Annotated in this window: 14 protein-coding genes; 8 read left to right on the forward strand and 6 right to left on the reverse strand. The window is 40.3% G+C overall.

Going from position 1 to position 19,151, the window contains the following annotated elements; all coding sequences use genetic code 11:
* Window positions 1-52 precede the first annotated feature (52 nt).
* Both hpnA and IQ244_RS05470 read right to left on the reverse strand, forming a co-directional pair.
* Window positions 53-1,036 carry a hopanoid-associated sugar epimerase gene (hpnA, locus tag IQ244_RS05465; RefSeq protein ID WP_193890588.1) on the reverse strand — a complete coding sequence of 328 codons (984 nt, stop codon included), beginning with the start codon at window positions 1,034-1,036 and terminating at the stop codon, window positions 53-55.
* Window positions 1,036-3,735 carry an efflux RND transporter permease subunit gene (locus IQ244_RS05470; protein ID WP_193890591.1) on the reverse strand — a complete coding sequence of 900 codons (2,700 nt, stop codon included), beginning with the start codon at window positions 3,733-3,735 and terminating at the stop codon, window positions 1,036-1,038. Before IQ244_RS05470 ends, hpnA begins: the two co-directional genes overlap by 1 nt.
* Before the next feature lie 287 nt (window positions 3,736-4,022).
* Here IQ244_RS05470 and IQ244_RS05475 point away from each other — a divergent pair, with 287 nt between their 5' ends.
* From IQ244_RS05475 to IQ244_RS05495, 5 genes are all read left to right on the forward strand, one after another.
* Window positions 4,023-4,874, forward strand: a complete 852-nt coding sequence (locus IQ244_RS05475) for a ferritin-like domain-containing protein (protein WP_193890594.1) — start codon at window positions 4,023-4,025, stop codon at window positions 4,872-4,874.
* A gap of 174 nt (window positions 4,875-5,048) precedes the next feature.
* A complete protein-coding gene (locus IQ244_RS05480; RefSeq protein ID WP_193890876.1) occupies window positions 5,049-5,720 on the forward strand; it encodes a phosphorylase in 672 nt (223 codons plus the stop codon).
* 433 nt (window positions 5,721-6,153) lie between these two features.
* Window positions 6,154-9,150 (forward strand): peptidase domain-containing ABC transporter, encoded by a 2,997-nt coding sequence (locus tag IQ244_RS05485; protein ID WP_193890597.1) that lies wholly within the window; start codon window positions 6,154-6,156, stop codon window positions 9,148-9,150.
* Window positions 9,151-9,196: 46 nt separating this feature from the next.
* A complete protein-coding gene (locus IQ244_RS05490) occupies window positions 9,197-10,780 on the forward strand; it encodes an HlyD family efflux transporter periplasmic adaptor subunit (RefSeq protein ID WP_193890600.1) in 1,584 nt (527 codons plus the stop codon).
* Between the two features lie 85 nt (window positions 10,781-10,865).
* Window positions 10,866-11,363 (forward strand): DUF427 domain-containing protein, encoded by a 498-nt coding sequence (locus IQ244_RS05495; protein WP_193890878.1) that lies wholly within the window; start codon window positions 10,866-10,868, stop codon window positions 11,361-11,363.
* 356 nt (window positions 11,364-11,719) lie between these two features.
* Here IQ244_RS05495 and IQ244_RS05500 read toward each other — a convergent pair whose 3' ends face one another.
* Window positions 11,720-11,863 (reverse strand): hypothetical protein, encoded by a 144-nt coding sequence (locus IQ244_RS05500; protein ID WP_193890603.1) that lies wholly within the window; start codon window positions 11,861-11,863, stop codon window positions 11,720-11,722.
* Between the two features lie 157 nt (window positions 11,864-12,020).
* On the opposite strand from IQ244_RS05500, the gene IQ244_RS05505 reads away from it, so the two are divergent.
* From IQ244_RS05505 to IQ244_RS05515, 3 genes are all read left to right on the forward strand, one after another.
* Complete coding sequence (locus tag IQ244_RS05505; RefSeq protein ID WP_193890606.1) at window positions 12,021-13,484, forward strand: SLC13 family permease; 1,464 nt, start codon at window positions 12,021-12,023, stop codon at window positions 13,482-13,484.
* Window positions 13,485-13,567: 83 nt separating this feature from the next.
* Window positions 13,568-14,770, forward strand: a complete 1,203-nt coding sequence (locus IQ244_RS05510) for a glycerate kinase (protein ID WP_193890609.1) — start codon at window positions 13,568-13,570, stop codon at window positions 14,768-14,770.
* Window positions 14,771-14,979: 209 nt separating this feature from the next.
* Window positions 14,980-15,345, forward strand: a complete 366-nt coding sequence (locus tag IQ244_RS05515; RefSeq protein ID WP_193890612.1) for a response regulator transcription factor — start codon at window positions 14,980-14,982, stop codon at window positions 15,343-15,345.
* On the opposite strand, the gene IQ244_RS05520 is transcribed toward IQ244_RS05515, so the two are convergent.
* The 3 genes from IQ244_RS05520 to IQ244_RS05530 all read right to left on the reverse strand — a co-directional run bounded on the left by IQ244_RS05520 (window position 15,342) and on the right by IQ244_RS05530 (window position 19,128).
* Window positions 15,342-16,913: an iron uptake porin gene (locus IQ244_RS05520; RefSeq protein ID WP_193890615.1), complete on the reverse strand. Its 1,572-nt coding sequence runs from the start codon at window positions 16,911-16,913 to the stop codon at window positions 15,342-15,344. The genes IQ244_RS05515 and IQ244_RS05520 overlap by 4 nt on opposite strands.
* A gap of 100 nt (window positions 16,914-17,013) precedes the next feature.
* Window positions 17,014-17,472 (reverse strand): PepSY-like domain-containing protein, encoded by a 459-nt coding sequence (locus IQ244_RS05525; protein WP_193890618.1) that lies wholly within the window; start codon window positions 17,470-17,472, stop codon window positions 17,014-17,016.
* 105 nt (window positions 17,473-17,577) lie between these two features.
* Window positions 17,578-19,128, reverse strand: coding sequence for a sensor histidine kinase (locus IQ244_RS05530; RefSeq protein WP_193890621.1), 1,551 nt, complete (start codon window positions 19,126-19,128; stop codon window positions 17,578-17,580).
* Window positions 19,129-19,151 lie beyond the last annotated feature (23 nt).

Here is a 19,151-nt window from a genome sequence, read left to right on the forward strand (position 1 = left end):
ATAAGTAAAAAGTGTTGAGTGCTGAGTAAAGATTTCTTCTGCCTCCTGCCTTTCATTTGACATAACCTTCAGCGATAAACCAATCCACAGCGTCCTTGAGGGCTGCTTTTAAGGGAGACTGGGGTAGCCCCAACTCGCGGACAGCTTTACTAGCGTCATAATACATATGTTGTTGAGCCATCCGCACACCATCGATGGGGACTGAAGGCGTTTTTCCTAAAGGTGCCAGAATTGTCTCATCAATCCAAGCGGCACTCAAGGGTATCCAAGCAGGGATAGTGTGCTGGGGTGCAGGTAGATTGGTGATTTCGGCGAGTTGTTCTAGGAGTTGCTTGAGGCTGAGGTTTTGATGCCCTAAGATATAGCGATCGCCTGACTTCCCTTTGTGCAATGCGAGTAAATGTCCCCATGCGACATCTCGCACATCGATAAAATTCAGCCCAGTGTCTAGATAAAAGGGCATTTCTCGCCGCAAAAACCGCAGGATAATATCGCCGGTGGGTGTGGGTTTGATATCTAAAGAACCAATGGGGCTACTAGGGTTAACAATGACGACATCTTGCCCTCTTGCAGCCGCTTGTTTTGCTTCTTGTTCGGCGAGATACTTGGATTTTTTGTAACTACCAATGAGTTTCTCGACGGGACTTTGATAAGTTTCATCGACAGGTTTACCGTCTGGGCCGACTCCAATTGCTGATACCGAACTGGTGTAGACTGTGCGTTCAATTCCCGCTTTGCGGGCGGCTTCGAGAATATTGCGTGTCCCGATGACGTTGTGGCGATACAGTAGTTGTTTGTCTACTTGCCACAACGAATAATGGGCAGCAACATGAAACAAGTATTGACAACCCTGCATTTGTTGCCAAATATCAGGATCAGTCAAATCGCCTTTGACAAGTTCCACATCCAAGCCGCATAAATTGTCTAAATTGCTGCTGGGACGCACCAACGCTTTCACGGCATATCCTTGTTGCAGTAATAACCGCACCAAGTGGGAACCGACAAAACCAGTTCCCCCTGTGACAAAGGCCTGCATTAATTTTTTGCCCCCTGACGAAAGCGCGGGAACCAGTCATCTAAGATGGCGTAAACTACGGGTACGACAATCAAGCTCAAAATTGTAGAACTAACTAAGCCTCCAGCAATAGCCACAGCCATAGGCGATCGCAATTCTGAACCAGCACCAAGACCCAAGGCAATGGGTAGCATCCCTAATAGTGTAGAAGCAGTGGTCATCATAATTGGTCGCAGGCGCACTGGCCCAGCTTTCAAGATGGCTTCTTTGCGGCTTAAGCCAGCTTGACGTAGTTGATTGATGTAATCCACCAACACGATCGCATTTTTGTTAGCCAGCCCCAACAAAAATACAAAGCCAATTAAAGAAATCATGCCAAAATCACTCTTGGTAAAGAGTAACGCCAGCATGGCTCCCACAATTGACAAAGGCAATGAAACACCAATAACAACAGGGTCTATCCAACTTCGGAACAACAAAATCAGTACCACAATGATGCAAAGTGCCGATAGCACCAAAGTAGAAGCAAAGCTGCTAAAGACTTCGTTTTGCCGAGCCGAATCGCCTCCCAGGTCTAAAGTTACACCAGCAGGTAAAACTTCTTTGGCTTCCGCAACAATTTTGTCTGTGGCACTACCCAAAGACAAATCCTGCCCTAAATTGGCACTGATGTAAGCCACACGCTGATTATTCAGTCGCTCAATTTGAAAAATTCTCCCTTGGTTTTTACTGTCACCTGTGACTGTCACATCAGCAAATCCCGGTATTTTGGCGATGCGTTCTTTAATCGCTTGGGCTGCTTTGTTCAGTTCTTGAAGATTTTCTCCCCGCAATGACACTTGTAAGGGTTTTTGCCCACCAGTATCGATAAATTGAATGTCTTCCACACTGGTAGTTACACCAGATATATTAGGCAACTGAGCGCGGATCTGGTCTTGTACTTCCACCGTCTTCAGGTTTCTGTCTTGCTTCAGCTTGACGTAAAGGGTACCTTTATTGGGTTCGCCTTCGCGGGAACCAACAGTAGTAAATACTGTTTCCACTGCTGGGGATTTTCTCACCACCGCTTCTAGTTTTTTCGCAACTTCTGAAGAGTCGTTCAAAGGGTTGGGAAGGGAAATTGGGGGTTGAGATGACAAGGGAATTCCAGCTTGTGCTGCCTGTGCTGCCTGTTTTTGCAAAGCTGCTAAATCAGGTATTTGTGGTAAGGGAGCCGTATATGTAATATTAAATTCGCCCCGGTCTAGTTTCGGGATAAAGCCTTTGGGGATGAATGGCACTAGGGCAATACCCACTACAAAGCTGATAACAGCTAAGAGAACCACTGTTTTGCGGTGATTTAACGACCAATACAGCAATTTCCGGTAAGCTTGGGCAAAACCTGACCACAGCTTTCCTTCCTTTCGGGGAGCATTGGTAGAGATTGGTTTGAGCCAGTAAGTAGCCAAAACTGGTGATAGTGTCCGAGCTACTAAGGTAGAAGCAATATAAGAAGCAGAAACTGTAATCCCAAAGGGCTTGAAGAACTGTCCAACGACACCACCCATCAAACCAATCGGTAAAAACACCGCCACTGCTGTAGCTGTTGTGGCGACAACTGTTAACCCGATTTCACTGGTGGCGGAGTAGGCTGCTTGACGAGGGCTTTCTCCTTCTTCAATATGCCGCATGATATTTTCGACATCGATGATGGCATCATCAATCACGCTACCAATGACTAATGCCAAAGCTAACAATGTAATTGTTTCTAAGTTGAAGCCGAAACTTGCCATGACGATAAACGTCGCTAACAAAGAAGTAGGAATCGCCAGTGCGGAAATTAAGGTGGCTCGCCAACTCCACAAGAAAGGAAAGATCACAACAATAGCCAACACTATGGCTTCAATCAGCGCGTCAATTGTTGATTTGGTGGCATGACGAATATACTCAGCTTGGGTAGATGCTAAGGTGAGTTTGACATTCTTCAGGTTAGTTCTTAGCTGTTGAACTTCTTTTTCAACCCGACTCACCACTTCTAAGGTGTTAGCATTACCCCGTTTGATCACTTGAAACGCCAGTGCATTCTGCCCATTAAACCGGACTAATGTGGCTCCGCCTTGGGGGAGAGCAGCCGCGGCATTTTGGGCTGTGGGCAATGCTGGTGTAGGGCTAGGCGCTCCCAATAAATTGACTTTCAAGACTCCCGGTACTTTGGCAATGACGGGGATAATTTGATCTTGCGCCACCTTCGTCAATTCTGGGAGATTCTGCGAAGAACTCTCTAAGGTATAGCTAACGGCGGCTGATTCATTTAGGTTCAGGGGAATAATTTTGTAATTTGCACCCTGGGGTAGATTTAACTGCTTCAGTGCAGTTTCTACATTGCTGCTGGATTTTTCTAAATCAGTACCGACTGCAAAAGCTAAACTAACGGCTGTTTGACCAGGATAGGCAGATGAACGAAGATTATCTAGTCCTTCCAGAGAGCGTAGGCGCTCTTCAATTGGTTTGGTGAGCTTGGCTTCTGTATCGATTGCTGTTGTCAGTGGTGCTGTGGCGTTGACGACCACCACCGGAAACGTAATATCTGGAAACAAAGCATACTTTAGGGAACTGAACGCCAAAAGCCCAGCTACCGTTACAGCAATCCAGAAACTCACTGTCAACCACGAGAAGTCAATTGCCAATTTGGAAATATTGAAGCGTTCTCGTGCAGATTTTGCGCTACTAAGCTTTACCATCTTGGAAAATTGTGCTGGTGTCCCAATTAATTGTCATGCTACATTAATCGTCTAAAGTTTGGGTGGTTTAGTTTCCTTGGGTGGGCAATTTTACTTAATTAGTTTCTTAAAAAAGCATAAAGGATAAACGGTAAAAAAATTTCTTCTACTCAAACACTTAATAATTAATACTGAGCAATCAGCACTAAGTAATCAGTAATGTATTGCTCTATGCTGAGAACAAACTTGTGTTACTCATTACATCATCTTGGATCTGACTGCAATTTTAAGCACACATAACTTTACTTATGAAAATTGGTTCTGTTGACCATAAGGAATTATTCTGTCGTAGTTTTATGGAGAGCTATCGGGAATATGAGCCTGAGCATCTCCCTTGGCCTGATCTAGATGATGCAGCCTTGGCACGTATGCGAGGCATCCCTTTCTGGGATCAGGCGTTGAATAAGGAGCGTCAAGCTGGGGTTATCGTCAGTCAATATGCCACAACTGTAGACGATCGCATTTTACAACCAGCGATCGCTCTCCAAGGTCAAGAAGAATCTCGCCATGCGCGGTTACTCAAAATCCTGATTGAGCGTTATGGCATCACCATGCCTCCCTGTCCACCCATAGAAGTTCCCGCCAACCTGGAGCAAACATTCATCGAGTTTGGTTTTGAAGAATGTCTGGATTCTTTCTTTGCTTTTGGCTTATTTGAAATTGCCCGTGAAGCCAGAGTTTTTCCTGAGCAAATCTTCACAATCTTTGACCCAATTTTAGATGAAGAAGTCCGGCATATTGTATTCTTTGTCAACTGGTTCACATATTTGCAAATTCAACGTGGTGACGGATTTTTACCCTTGCGAAGCGCCAAAACTCTCTGGTATTACGGAAAAGCACTGAGCAGTGTCATTAAGGCCTTTGGTGAAGCTGACCCCAATGGCGCTGGGTTTACCGCCAGCGGAGCCGGTGTGTTTAGCCAAGATTTGACTATTGAAAAATTCCTCCAAGTGTGCATTAAAGAAAATCAACGGCGGATGAGCAAGTATGACTCGCGGTTATTGCAACCTCGACTTATTCCTAGACTCGCCAGTATGGCTTTGAGTACTCTCCAGTTACTCCCAAAACGTAAAGCTTTTGGGGAAGGTGTAAGGGTCTGAGGTTGTGGGGGTATGGGGGTGTAGGTGTGTAAGAGTATCAGGTTGTAAGGTATGGGGTGTGGGGGTAAGAACTAGCTGCAAGGCTCAAGTATTAACCCGTCCTTTTACTTATGATTTTGGAATTTCTCTAGCCTATACCCCTTTCATTCTTTCTTCATACTCAACACAAAGATGATGATTAATACTGTGATTTTAGTGCCGCAGGGTGCGGAGTATCAAGCTGTGTGTCGTGGCTTACGTCGAAGTAAAGGGTTGCGACCAACGGTTTTGTCCATACCTGTGGGGATACAACCTTTGACGAAATACTTGCAACAATGGGAGCAACAGAAGCAGTCGCCATCAAAGGTGTTGGTAATGGGTTTGTGTGGGAGCTTGCGCCAGCGTTACGCTGTTGGGGATGTGGTGTTGTATCAACATTGTACTTATCAGCGACAGGTGCAAGAATGCGATCGCACTTTTACGGCTCAGTTGTATTCTCGCTTACATCAACAAGTATCTCTGGTGAAAGGCTTGACAAGCGATCGCGTCATTTGGTCTGCTAGAGAAAAATCCTCTTTAGGTGAGACATCCGACAGTGATGTTGTTGATATGGAAAGCTTCGTTGCTTTGCAGTTTTTTCAACAAATGGGAGTAGCTATTACAGTTTTGCGCGTCATCAGTGATGACTGTCAACACGATATTCCTGACCTCACCCCAGCTATCAGCGCCGATGGTTCACTGCAAACTTTACCCCTAGCCTGGGGTTTAATTAGTCAACCCATAGCGGCTACTCGATTAATTCGTGGTTCCTTACAAGGGCTAAAAGTATTAGAAAAAGCTATTCAATCACTGTTCATCAATGGATAACCTGTTTTATAGTAGGTCTACAGGTTTTGCAGCAAAGTATATTACCAGTAAAATAAGTGCCATAATTTTTGCTAAAAGCTAAGTATTACTACTTAGCTTATGCTACTATGTAAATACTTAAAACTTTTAACCAATAATTCACAATTTCTCTACATAAGGTTGTGATAGTTTTATTTTATAACAATACTAACTAACTTAGTCTGGTTAGTAATTTTATTATTTATTGACGAGAGAATATAGTGTCAGATGAAACCCAGATGGGAAATAAAAAAATCAAGACCAGCAAGGGGTGATTAGTTTAGCTAATTCCTAGCTAATATAGCTATTTAACCTAACCATAATATAAATTAATTTTTTTTTGATTATCTTGATGAATGTCAAGATTTAACAGTTCTTACTATCAATAAAGATGAGAATAAATCAAATTTAAGATATGACATATATTAAAAGTGCATTTCAAGAATTTATTGCGACTTTAGAAGGATTTGAGCAATTACCGTTAGAAGTAATTGTGAGTATTTCAGAAAAACTAGAGGCTTGGCGCTATCGTATTGGGCAGAAAATTATAGGCAACGAAAATATACCACAAAAAGTCATATTTTTATATGAAGGGCAAGTCCGCCTTCTAGGATACGAACCGCAAACACAAACAGCAATTACTTTAAAATTGCTCAAACCAGGAGCGATTTTTGGGGAAATTAGTTTCTTGCGTCAGGTTCCTTGTGAAATTGCGATCGCCTCTACAGAAGTAATATGTTTAGCATTGAGTGTTGAAGAATATTCCCGCCTATTGTCAGAATATCCCGATTTTGCTCACACTCGCCAAAATCATAGCAATATCTCCGAAGTTTTTAGTGTTTTGGGAGTACAGGTAGCCAAGCAAGCTAATGCTGTAGCAAATTTTCAAGAAATATCAGAGCAAGCTTTATTAAACGCTAAAATACATTACTTATCTCCTGGAAAAACTGCATCTAACCAACTAGATAGCAACAAAATTTGGTTTGTTAGTGGTGGCGAAATCAAAAATTTTGCTCCAGGTTCTCGCCTTGAGTTAAATAATTTGGCTATGGAAATTTCTGGTAAAGCGCCTGCACGATTAATTGGTTTTGACCCAGAAGATTTATCATTTATAGATAACTATTCTCAAGCTGAACAACTGTCTATTAATAATACTCAAATAACCATTACAGACGAGTTAGATATTCCCTACGCACCCGACGAAATTACTCCAGCAGATTATCCAAATTCAAATAAACAAAAGCATTTAAAATATCCATTTATTTCCGGTAGAGGCGAATTAAATACAACCTTAGCTTGTTTTCAAATGCTGTCTAAGCATTTACAAATTCCCTTGCGGAAGGAAGTAGTACGTCGGATTTTATCTGAACAAATTAAACGTCAAGGTAGTATATCTTTTCCCGCTTGTGCTTATCTAGCAGAATTAATTGGGTTAAAAGCGCAGTTAGTAGATTTACCAGTTAATACCCTTGAACGTATTCCCACCCCAGCACTAATTCGCTATCGAGAAACTTTTGCCGTATTGTATGCAACAGATGCATATCATGTTGTCGTTGGTTTACCATCTCAAGGCATAGTACGCTGTAAACCGCGAGAATTACTGGCACATTTAGAACTTGAGGAAGGTAACTATCAGCCACAAATGCGGGTATTACTACTGAGTGCTACCAAAGAAACCCCACAAGAACGATTTGGTGTATCGTGGTTTTTACCTTATTTATCGCGCTATCGTCGAGTTCTCATTGAAGTCTTTATTGCTTCCTTCTTTGTCCAATTAGCACAACTTGCTAACCCCCTCGTCATTCAGTTGATTATCGACAAGGTAATTGTCCAAAATAGTATTAGTACTCTGAATGTTTTAGGCGTATTACTGTTAGTCGTCGGATTATTTGAAGCTGTAATTACAACTTTGCGGACTTACTTATTTGTTGATACGACTAATCGCATCGATATGGGTTTGGGTTCGCAAATTATTGACCATTTATTACGGCTACCACTACGCTATTTTGAACGCCGCCCAGTGGGGGAATTGTCAACTAGAATTAATGAGTTAGAAAATATTCGGCAGTTTCTCACAGGGACAGCGTTAACTGTTGGGTTAGATGCGTTATTTTCGGTGGTTTATATTGTTGTGATGCTGTTTTACAGTTGGCAACTGACTTTAGTCGGTTTAGGGACAATTCCCATATTTATTGTCATTACCTTAATCGCCTCACCCACCATCAGTAAACAGTTACGCAACAAAGCCGAACGCAACGCCGAAACTCAATCTTATTTAGTTGAGGTGATGTCTGGTATTCAGACAGTGAAAGCCCAAAATATCGAATTGCGATCGCGCTTTTCTTGGCAAGAGCGTTATGCTCGTTATGTTGGCGCAGGATTTAAAACTGTTGTCACTTCTACCTTAGCAAATTCTACAAGTAGCTTTCTCAATAAACTCAGTAGTTTACTCGTTTTATGGGTTGGTGCTTATTTAGTTTTACAAGGCGAACTGACATTAGGGGAATTAATCGCTTTTCGGATTATCTCAGGTTATGTCACTGGCCCAATTTTACGCTTGGCGCAACTCTGGCAAAACTTCCAAGAAACTGCCTTATCTTTAGAACGATTAAGTGATATTGTAGATACGCCAGAAGAAGGGGAAGCTGACAGAGGTAATATTCCCTTACCAGCAATTGACGGTGCAGTTAAATTTGATAACGTTTCCTTTCGATTTACCCCTAGCGGCCCGTTGCAACTTTCTAATATCAGCATTGAATTTACCGCCGGACAATTTGTCGGTATTGTCGGGCAAAGTGGCTCTGGAAAAAGTACGATGATGAAATTACTGCTGCGGCTTTATGATGTGGAGTCGGGCAGAATTTTAATTGATGGTTATGATATTGCCAAAGTCGAACTTTACTCTTTAAGAAGACAAGTAGGCGTAGTTCCCCAAGAAACACTATTGTTTGATGGGACAGTACAAGAAAATATTGCTTTGACTAACCCCGAAGCAACCACCGAAGAAATTATTGAAGCAGCGCGGGTGGCTTGCGCCCATGAGTTTATTATGGGCTTACCCAACGGTTACAATACACGCGTTGGCGAAAGAGGCGCTGCACTTTCTGGGGGACAACGCCAAAGAATTGCGATCGCTCGTTCTGTACTCCAACGACCAAAACTGTTAGTCTTAGATGAGGCCACCAGTGCCTTAGATTACCCCACAGAACGCCAAGTTTGTCTCAACTTAGCCAAAGCCTTTCAAGGTAGTACAGTATTTTTCATCACCCACCGTCTGAATACTGTCAGCCATGCAGATACCATTGTTGTCATGGACGCAAGCCGAGTCATAGAACAAGGAAGTCATCAAGAATTAATGGCTGCTAAAGGTCATTATTATTACCTCTATCAACAGCAAGAAGTTAATTTGTAATTGGTCAAGGGTTAATCGCTAGTTATTCATCAAGGGTAAAAATACTATGACTCAAGTTAATGGTAATCGTCTCAATGGCAATAATGGTAACGGTAAACATCATCCAGAAACTACAACAGAATCACCCGGATTAATATCGTCAGATAAAGTTTCGCCACAGCCTTTAATTAATCAAAAATTTGATAACTTTGAGCAATCTGTTGTATTGCGTCAATCTCCGATTTGGTCACGGACAATTATGTTGACCTTGATAGTATTAGCTTGTTTTGGTATTGTTTGGGCTTATGTTGCCAAAATTGAACAAGTTGTACCTGCAACCGGTCAATTAAAACCCCAAGGAACCGTCAAAGATGTGCAAGCGCCAGTCAATGGTGTAGTCCAAGAAATCTATGTCAAAGACGGACAAACAGTTAACAAAGGAGAGTTACTACTAACCTTTGAAACTGTGGCAACTTTAGCCGAATTTAATTCATTAATTCAAGTTCGTAATAGTCTAATTAGAGAAAACCAAATTTATCGTCGGTTGATGAGTTCTAGCTATACTGTCGGCTCAGAACTGGAATTTTTACGGAGTAAGTTACCTACAGATGCAGTCTTTTTGTTGAAAAGTCGCGCAGCATTAGTTGGCGAAAATGAATTGTTGCGTAAAGAATTAAGAAATTCGACTGCAACTCAAGGACTGGGAGTTGATGAAAAACAACGTTTGCAAGTTTCTAACTTAGAATTAGCTACCCGTGCAAATGCAGCCCAATTAGAAGTTGAAAAAACCAAAAAACAACTTACCCAAAATCAAGTTAAAATCGCCGATACCCAGTCTAGTTTAGCTATTCAACAGCAGATTTTCGATAGACTTAAAACCCTAGCTGAACAAGGTGGTATTTCTCAGCTACAATATCTCAATCAACAACAACAAGTACAAACACTACAAGCCGAAGTCGCCCAATTACAAGAAGAAGAAAAACGTCTCAAATATGACATAGAAAAAGGACGACAAGAATTAACTAATACTGTTGCTGTTTCTGGTAAAAATGTTTTAGAAAAAATCTCAGAAAATAAACAAAGAATCGCAGATATCGATAGCCAATTTATCAAAATTGTCCTGGAAAATGAGCAGCGTTTGTCTGATATTAGCAGCAAACTTTCGCAAGCTCAACTTAACCTCAGATATCAAGAACTACGCGCACCAGTTAGCGGGGTAGTTTTCGATTCGCAAGTAAAAAATCCCGGTTTTGTAGCCAACGCTACACAAAAGCTACTGCAAATTGTCCCTAACGAGAAATATATTGCTGAGGTATTTATTACTAATAAGGATATTGGGTTTGTGCGGGAAGGGATGAAAGCTGATGTGAGAATTGATTCCTTTCCCTTCAGTGAATTTGGTGATATTAAAGGAGAGTTAATTTCGATTGGTTCTGATGCTTTACCACCGGATGAAACACATAAATTTTATCGTTTTCCAGCCAAAATATCTTTAGATAAACAAGCACTAAATCTCAACGGTAAACAACTACCATTACAATCAGGGATGTCAATCACCGCTAATATCAAGGTGCGGGAAGAAAGAACTGTGATGAGTTTGTTTACTGAGATGTTTACCAAACAAATTGACAGTTTGAAAGAAGTCCGCTAAATCAGTGATTTTGGCGGATTGGATGATAGGCGATCGCATTTACGCTAAAGTGGAGGCGATCGCATATTTATTTTTACCTATTTGTATGTTTTCCCCTCAACGCATCGAACCTGCGCCCGGACAAGAATCAGTATGGGATTATCCCCGTCCCCCTCGCTTAGAACCTACCAACAAACATATCCAGATAATTTTTAATGGCGTAACCATTGCAGACACCCATAACGCCAAACGTGTATTAGAAACTAGCCATCCGCCTTCTTACTACATCCCCCCTGAAGATATCAAAATGGAATACTTGATATCAGTACCCCAATCTAGTTTTTGTGAGTGGAAAGGACGCGCAGGTTATTACACCATCCGCGTTGAGGATAAAGAAGCCCAAAACGCAGCTTGGTTTTACCCCAGCCCGACATCAGCTTTTGCATCCATTCAAGATCATGTCGCTTTCTATTGTCATGTTATGGATGCTTGCTATGTAGATGGTGAAAAAGTTCAACCCCAACCAGGAAACTTTTATGGTGGTTGGGTTACAAGTGATATTGTTGGGCCATTTAAAGGCGGGCCAGGTACTTGGGGATGGTAAATTTCTGAGTGTTGTACACTGAGCGCAGTCGAAGTGTGAGTGCTGAGTTGAAATAATCAAAACGCTGTCACCTGTCACCTATCACCTTCTTCCTACTATCAATACTTAAAACAACAACACCCAAGCATCTACTCACTTAGCAATTTCCTCACATTCATCACTTACTTTAGGCTGTTACTGATATATCTTCAATCATCAGTTACAACGCCTCAGTTTACCAAGCAGAGGAAATATTAGTGTTCGAGTTGGGTGTTGTTGTTAGGACGAGACAGATTGAAATCAAACAGCGTTTTTACCTCTTAACTAATTTGAACATTGGCTGTTAATCTGCCAGGGAAGCTTTTCAGCTTCAATTACTAATTTATCACAGCTAAATCAACACAATAGACTTTGATACTAAACTTTACTTTTGCATAGATGCCCGACTTCTCAAAAAATCGGGCATCTGGCGATCGCTCAATATCAGATTTTGGACGTTGCTCAACTACTGATTGTTTCATGAGACTTTTCTCACACTATCTTAATTATATTCTCATCAAGGTCTAATTTAATTTAGATTAAGCCCAAGTTAAACACTAATCATTGAGGCTGTACTTACAGCCAGGAGGCACATTCATAATCAAGCTTGGCTAAGGAAAGTAAGGTAAACACAAACAAATGAAACTATCTGTAGATAAATATAAGGATATTTCTATAAATACATTCATAGAAAGATTAGGGGCATTTTTTCGGACTTCAACCCGTTGGCAGTTCAAATCCCTTCTAGCATTATTTTTAACTTTTCTCTCTGGGGTCGTAGTATTTTTACTGAATGGTTTATCTACACAAGGACGGTTGACAATATTTGTGTTTCTCCTAGCCGTAATTTTGTGGTCAACCACCTCAATTAATGCTGGTTATGTAGCGATGGTTTCGGTGCTGTTGCTGCTGTTAACTGGAAGCATTTCTCAAGAACAATTTTTTGAGTCTTTGGGTTCCGATGTTGTTTGGTTAATGATAGGTGCGTTTATTTTAGGCGGTGCAGTTAAGCAAACTGGTTTAGCCACACGGCTGACTCAAATAGTTGCAGCGAAAGCGCACAATGTCAGCAGTTTATTTTGGTTACTGACGACAGTTTTAATTCCTCTGTCATTTTTAATTCCCTCCACCTCTGGACGCGCTGCTGTTACCCATCCAATTTTTCGCAGCGTCGCCTATGCTACAGAGGATGAACGGACTCGTCGCGCTCTAGCATTGTTAATGCCGACTATTATTCTTGTATCTACAATTGTTTCATTAACTGGAGCCGGTTCACATTTAGTCGCCCAAGATTTATTACAAGAAATTTCCGGTAGAAGTATTTCTTTTAGTCAGTGGTTGCTTTACGGCTTACCCTTTGGAGTTGTTGCTAGTTATGCCTCTTGCTGGGTAATTATGCGGCTATTTTTAGATAAAAAACGCTTGCAACAAAAGCTAAATGTGGAATATTTGCAATCAGCGCCTGTATCTCCACCAGAACGCAAAACATTGTTGATTGTATTGTTAATGTTGGCATTGTGGATAACTGAACAATGGCATGGTTTAGAAATTGCTACCGTCACCGTCATCGGTGCAATGATTCTCACCGCGCCTAACTTTGGCGTTATTAAATGGAAAGATGCAGTTAAAGCTGTTTCTTGGAATCTGATTATTTTTGTCGGTGCAACTTTAGTGTTAGGACGAGCGTTAATTAGTTCTGGCGCTTCGGGATGGTTAATTAATAATATTTTTCAATTTAGTAACATCAACAGCGCCAAATCCCATTTTTTCATTCTCCTACTCATTGCCATTATTTCTCTAACTTCCCACATATATATGACTTCTCACACCGCTAGAGCCGCGGCTTTAGTTCCGCCGCTGCTTTACCTCGCTAGTAGTTTAAATATCAATCCTGTCGCTGTGTTGTTTCTCAGCACTTTAGGTATGGACTATTGTCTCACCTTCCCTGTCAGTTCTAAAGCACTGATGGTTTACCAAGATGCAGACGAAGGCTTTAAACCAACAGATTTACTCCGCCTAAGTTCAGTGATGATTGTGATTCACTTTGCTTTAATTCTGTTGTTTTACTTTACCTGGTGGCGTTGGGTAGGATTATCTCTCTAATTCTCTAGATAATGTTTACCCATCTCTGCACTGTCCAATTTAACGACAAAAAAAAGCGGCTGGATTGCCGCAGGAAATTAATAATGACACTAAACATTTTAATCGCTCCTTCTGGATTTAAAGAAAGTCTTGACGCGGAACAAGTCGCTGATTGTATTGCTACAGGTATCACCAGGGTTTTACCCGATGTAAATATTTGCAAAGCACCTTTAGTAGATGGTGGTGAAGGTTTTACCAAAACTCTAGTAGCAGCCACAGGTGGTACTTTGCATCACTTGGAAGTAACTGGCCCCGTGGGAAAAAAGGTACAATCTCACTTCGGCTTTTTGGGTGGAACTACTAAAAAGACAGCCGTGTTAGAAATGGCGGCTGCTGCTGGTTTGCGACTTGTACCTAGGGATATGCGAAACCCCATGATCACCACAACCTATGGGGTAGGTGAGTTAATTAAAGCGGCGTTAGATGCTGGCGCTGAACGTATTTTAGTGGGATGCGGTGATTCTGGCACTAACGATGGTGGTGCGGGAATGGCGCAAGCTTTGGGTGTGAAGTTGCTAGATGAAAATGGGAATGAGTTAGGTTTAGGTTGCAGTGAATTAATTAAACTCAAACGCATTGATTTCTCACAAAAAGACTCTCGCTTAAATCAAGTTCAGATTGATGTTGCTTGCAATTGGCATAATCTTTTGTGTGGTGAGAAGGGTGTGGCGAGAGTTTTCGGCCCGCAAAAAGGTGCATCCCCAGAAACAGTAGAAAAAATGGCTTTAGCATTAGAACACTACGCCGCGGTTATCCAAGCAGATTTAGGTATTGATATGCGAGAAATGCCGGGTAGTGGTGCTTCTGGTGGTTTGGGTACTGGCTTACAGGCGTTAATTGGCGCTAAATTACATCCACGCTACGATATTGTCATGGACTATTTAGAATTAGATAGTTTGATTCCTCAAGCTGATTTAGTAATTACGGCGGAAGGTTGCATTGACTTTCAAACCCCACGGGGGAAAATTCCGGCTGAAGTTGCTAAACGTGCCAAGCGTTATCAATTACCAGTGATTGCATTAGTGGGTACGATTGGCGAGGGTGCAGAAATTAATCTTCAACAAGGGATTGATTATTTCAATAGTATTTTGACTCATCCCTGTCAATTGCATGAGGCCATTTCGCAAACTGCAAGTTTGTTAACTAATGCGGCTGAACAAGTTGCACGGTTGTTGTTAGTTGGTAAACAAATTAGGCGCTATCAAGATTTACGTCAAGGTAAGGAAAAATCGAACCAGAGAGGGTAAAGAGAAAGAAGAGTTGCAGAGAGTTATTTAGTCAGTTCTGGCTATAAAATTAGAAGTTAGCAATTTAACGTGAGTTCGACGGATCTAAAAAAACTCTCTCGAAACCTCTACGTTAATTTATAGCTAGAATTAATTGAATTTTTCCCCAGAATCTACTATTTATCAGGTTATTTTGGGGATTTTTGAATGTCTAAATTTTAGGAATAGTTATGCAGAATATTCTAATTGTTGATGATGAAATTCGCATTGCGGCTTTTATTGAAAAAGGCTTGCGTAAGAATGGCTTTAATACTGCGATCGCCAACAATGGTGAACAGGCTTTAGAAATGTTGACCACAGCTAAGTTTGACTTGTTGCTGTTAGATGTTAACTTACCTGTAAAGGATGGTTTAACTGTATTAACTGAACTTCGCGCTCATAATATGCTAATTCCGACAATTATAGTTAGTGCCAATCATGATGTACTAAAACAAATCCCGCAATCGGCAAATAAAACTGTTCCTTATATCAGCAAACCATTTAAATTTACTGATTTGTTGAACAGCATCCGCACTCACTTATCTAAAAATAATTAAAATTTCAATGTGGTGCGGATAGTACCTACAAAAAGACTCTTGTTATTAGTGTTATGTTCCGGATTCGTAATGAGAAAAACTCCCGGTGTAATGGAAATATTTTCTGTCACCCGCAAGCGATAAAACCCTTCTATGTGTAAGGAAGTATCCCTATCAGCAACTAAACTACTACTGATAACTTTTGGTGGCATTCCAATAACTAAACCAGCTAAATTACCTTCACTTCCCAAATCAGGAAATGCTAAACTCACCGCATAATTTAAAATATCAGCATCATCATTTGTCACTGGTGACTCTGCTTTTGTATAACCAACCCAACCAGAAACAATAAATTTGGGATTGATTCGCCAGCTAGTTTCTAAACCAAAGGAATTTGCTGTAGTTGAAACATTACCAAAAGGACTACGCGCTGTTAAACTACCTGTGCTACCTGTCAAATTTATGCCGCTTTCCCCACCGCCTGCATAGTAAGCATGAATATAGGTAAAAGCAATGCCTAAATTTTCAATTGGTTGATAATTTAAATGTCCTAATGCAGCAAAGTTACCATTAAATAAACCATTTTTTGCTGTTGGTAATACTGCATCATTAGTCATGTAAGCAAAGCCAAGATTAGTATTTTGATTTAGTTGATAGTTTAGTCCTAATCCTGTTCCATCCATACCACGGACAATCGGGTTATACCTACCAAAGCGCGAAACTGCGCCATTCCCACTACTGGCTAAAGGATTGATTGGTTCTGCAATATCGTTTAATTCCAGTTCAGCGATCGCTAGTGTAGTTTTGATTCTATCACCAATAGGAAAAGCATAATATACTTCATCTAGACCAACATTGTTACCTGTATCTTCATCAAACCCTAAACGAGTCATTCCTGTTCCAGTAATATTTTCATCAAATTCTGGAATATTCCCTGACTCTAAGCGGAGATTTAATTCATCTTTCCCCGTAAAGCTAGTGACAAAATTTAAGCGCACCCGTTGAGCAAATGTGAGATTATTATCAGAATTATCAGCAATATTTTCACCAAAAACACTAGCAACAGTCATGATTGCTTCCGCTTCTAGTTTTTTTGTAGTAGCAAATTGATTTGCTGCTAACTCAGCAGTTTGATTTTTTACAGCATCTACCCGATTGCGGATTGTTGCTAATTCTGCGGAAAATTCTGATTGGAGTTTTTGGATTACACCTAAATCTTCTTTAGTGATCAAGCTATCTTTGGTTGTACTAATTAGTTCTTGAATTTTTGCTAAACAAGTGCTTAAACTCGCTGCAAACGCATAGCGAGACATAGCGCGTAGAGAAGCGGCTTGTCGTGAGACATCGCCACGAAATGTACCATTAGAATAACCAGCAATACAACCGTATCTTTCTATCAGTGATTGTAAAGCTAGAAATGCCCAATCTGTAGGTTGAATGTCAGAAAGTTGAGAAACTGATGTTAATTGTGAGATATCTGCTGGAAGAGTCTCTGGCTGATTTTCTAAGGCAAATATTGGGATGGTAACTAGTGATGTAGCGAATATAAAGTTCGATGTAAAAATGAGATTTTGATACAAATTAGGCATTTTTAATGCAATGATTAATTATCAGTATGTAGTGGGGTATACATAATAAATTAGCATCAAAATATGTAGGAAAATATGAGAAATCTCTCATGATTAAATATTAGTCTTCATATAAATCTAATTGCCTATTACCGTTGACATCAAAATATAGCTCATATTCAATTTCTCCATCAGTAATATCTACCTCATAGAAGTTACCTTCAGGTGTAATTTCTATTTCATATTTTGTAATTTTAAAGTTAGGATATTCTTGGTGGATGCGTTTTAACACAATATCAGGAAATTCTTCTCCTGCTACATAGTATTCAGTTTCTAACCATTCACCTGTATCAGAAAATTCAGCTTCGTATTTGATATTATTTTGCATATAAGTCGCCTCATAGCCGTAGTTAGTCTTTTCCCAAACACGAGGGATATGAGAATATTTTTCTGTAAATGCTTTGTCTACAATCTCAGGTGCTTTTATCTGGTTGTTTTGAGTTTGTGAACTATTGCAAGCAGAGAGAAAGAAAATTAGCAAAGGACTAAAAGTGCCAAATATAATTTTTTGTATGTGCATAAGATTATGTCAAGCTAAATGCTATTAATTGCCGTAGCTTGTAACGCAGTTTAACCCAACTCACACATTCAGACGAATTTTATTTTTACTTTATTAATAGGTCTTTTAAATATTTTTATCTTGAGGTGTTTCTAAGGGTAATGTAATTGTGAATGTGGCTCCTGTTCCCAATTTACTTTCCAGGGTAACTTGTCCACCGTGAGCCTCTACAATGGCTTGAACTATCGATAATCCTAACCCGGCTCCTTCGGAACGACGGCGACTATTTGCAGCACGCGCAAAACGTTGAAAAATTCTTTGTTGATCAACTTTTGCAATACCTTCGCCACTGTCACTTACCCAAAAGCTAAGTTTACCTTGATGAATAGCCGAACCCAGGGTTATTGTATCGGTAGTTTTTGTATGCTGAGTAGCATTTTGTACTAAATTCATGACAGCCTGAGTCAAACGCTGGCGATCTGCAACAATTCTACCTTTAGCAGTAGTCTTCAGTTGCCAGTTGCGATCGCCTAAAGCTTGAACTTTCACAAATAATTCTTCGGTGAGAGCGCTAATATCGACTGTTTCTAAATACAAAAAATCAGGACGTTCCGCCTTTGCTAATAAACTTAAGTCATTCACAAATCGGTTCATCCGTTCTAACTCATCCATTACTAATGCTAGAGTTTCTTGGATTTCTTGCGGGTCATCACCCATCAACTCTAAATGACCACGAATAATTGTAATAGGCGTGCGTAATTCATGGCCAGCATCGTTAATAAAGTCTCGCTGGCTGATAAAAGCAGCTTGTAACCTATCCATCATTTCATTAAAAGTAGCTGCTAGTTCTGCAAGTTCACCCTCACCAGGAATAGAGAGGCGCTGATTTAAATCTGATTCGCTAATATTACGCACAGTTTGAGTTAACAAGCGTAAAGGTGCAAGAATTCTTCCTGAAGCAAACCAAGCTAAAACTAAAGCTAAAACTAAAATTCCTGCACTCACAGGGATAATAACTCTGATAGCTTCTACTACTTCCCCATGTTCCCCTGCGGTAGTATGTGCAATTACAAATACCCCTATAATTTCACCCTTAATTTTTACAGGTTGAGCAAGATAAATAATGCTTTCGACACTGCTACCAGGAAGCCTTTTTTCCCCTTCCTCTGGTTGAGTTAATTTTGACCAATATCGCATGAGTGATGAGTCTCTGCTCAGTTCTTTTGGTCTACCTCTTGGGCTAGATTTATAAAATTTTTCTTCTGTTAAAGCAATTAAGAATGTGTCGTCTTCGGGAATTTGATTTACCAAAAAAGCATCAAAAAACTCTTTTAACTCTTCTAAAGATTTTGGCGGTTTAATTAAGCGGTTATCAGCTTCTCTAAGTAGATTAATTGTATCGTCTTTTTGTCCATTTTCCAGATAATCAAATAATTTGGAATTTCCATTAACTAATTCAAGAAAAGTATCCATTTTTTCGTTGATTTCTTTATGAACCCGCCTCTCAACTTGTGCATATAAAAAATAACGAAATACTGGCACAAAAAATATAAAAATAAAGCATAGGATGAGAAAATACCAAAAAAAAATCTGGGTACGTGTAGCCCAAAACAGACTTTTAATATATTTTAAGCAAGTTTTTGTTACCTGTTTTTGGGAATTTTTATTTCTCCGCATTGTTATGTAGAAATAGCTATATT

Origin of the sequence: Nostoc sp. LEGE 06077, from assembly GCF_015207705.1 — a bacterium.
Taxonomy (GTDB): domain Bacteria; phylum Cyanobacteriota; class Cyanobacteriia; order Cyanobacteriales; family Nostocaceae; genus Nostoc_B.

Bases quoted from the DNA above. Each gene is read 5' to 3' on its own strand.
- hpnA (WP_193890588.1), bottom strand. From the start codon at position 1,036: ATGCAGGCCTTTGTCACAGGGGGAACTGGTTTTGTCGGTTCCCACTTG.
- IQ244_RS05470 (WP_193890591.1), bottom strand. From the start codon at position 3,735: ATGGTAAAGCTTAGTAGCGCAAAATCTGCACGAGAACGCTTCAATATT.
- IQ244_RS05475 (WP_193890594.1), top strand. From the start codon at position 4,023: ATGAAAATTGGTTCTGTTGACCATAAGGAATTATTCTGTCGTAGTTTT.
- IQ244_RS05480 (WP_193890876.1), top strand. From the start codon at position 5,049: ATGATTAATACTGTGATTTTAGTGCCGCAGGGTGCGGAGTATCAAGCT.
- IQ244_RS05485 (WP_193890597.1), top strand. From the start codon at position 6,154: ATGACATATATTAAAAGTGCATTTCAAGAATTTATTGCGACTTTAGAA.
- IQ244_RS05490 (WP_193890600.1), top strand. From the start codon at position 9,197: ATGACTCAAGTTAATGGTAATCGTCTCAATGGCAATAATGGTAACGGT.
- IQ244_RS05495 (WP_193890878.1), top strand. From the start codon at position 10,866: ATGTTTTCCCCTCAACGCATCGAACCTGCGCCCGGACAAGAATCAGTA.
- IQ244_RS05500 (WP_193890603.1), bottom strand. From the start codon at position 11,863: ATGAAACAATCAGTAGTTGAGCAACGTCCAAAATCTGATATTGAGCGA.
- IQ244_RS05505 (WP_193890606.1), top strand. From the start codon at position 12,021: ATGAAACTATCTGTAGATAAATATAAGGATATTTCTATAAATACATTC.
- IQ244_RS05510 (WP_193890609.1), top strand. From the start codon at position 13,568: ATGACACTAAACATTTTAATCGCTCCTTCTGGATTTAAAGAAAGTCTT.
- IQ244_RS05515 (WP_193890612.1), top strand. From the start codon at position 14,980: ATGCAGAATATTCTAATTGTTGATGATGAAATTCGCATTGCGGCTTTT.
- IQ244_RS05520 (WP_193890615.1), bottom strand. From the start codon at position 16,913: ATGCCTAATTTGTATCAAAATCTCATTTTTACATCGAACTTTATATTC.
- IQ244_RS05525 (WP_193890618.1), bottom strand. From the start codon at position 17,472: ATGCACATACAAAAAATTATATTTGGCACTTTTAGTCCTTTGCTAATT.
- IQ244_RS05530 (WP_193890621.1), bottom strand. From the start codon at position 19,128: ATGCGGAGAAATAAAAATTCCCAAAAACAGGTAACAAAAACTTGCTTA.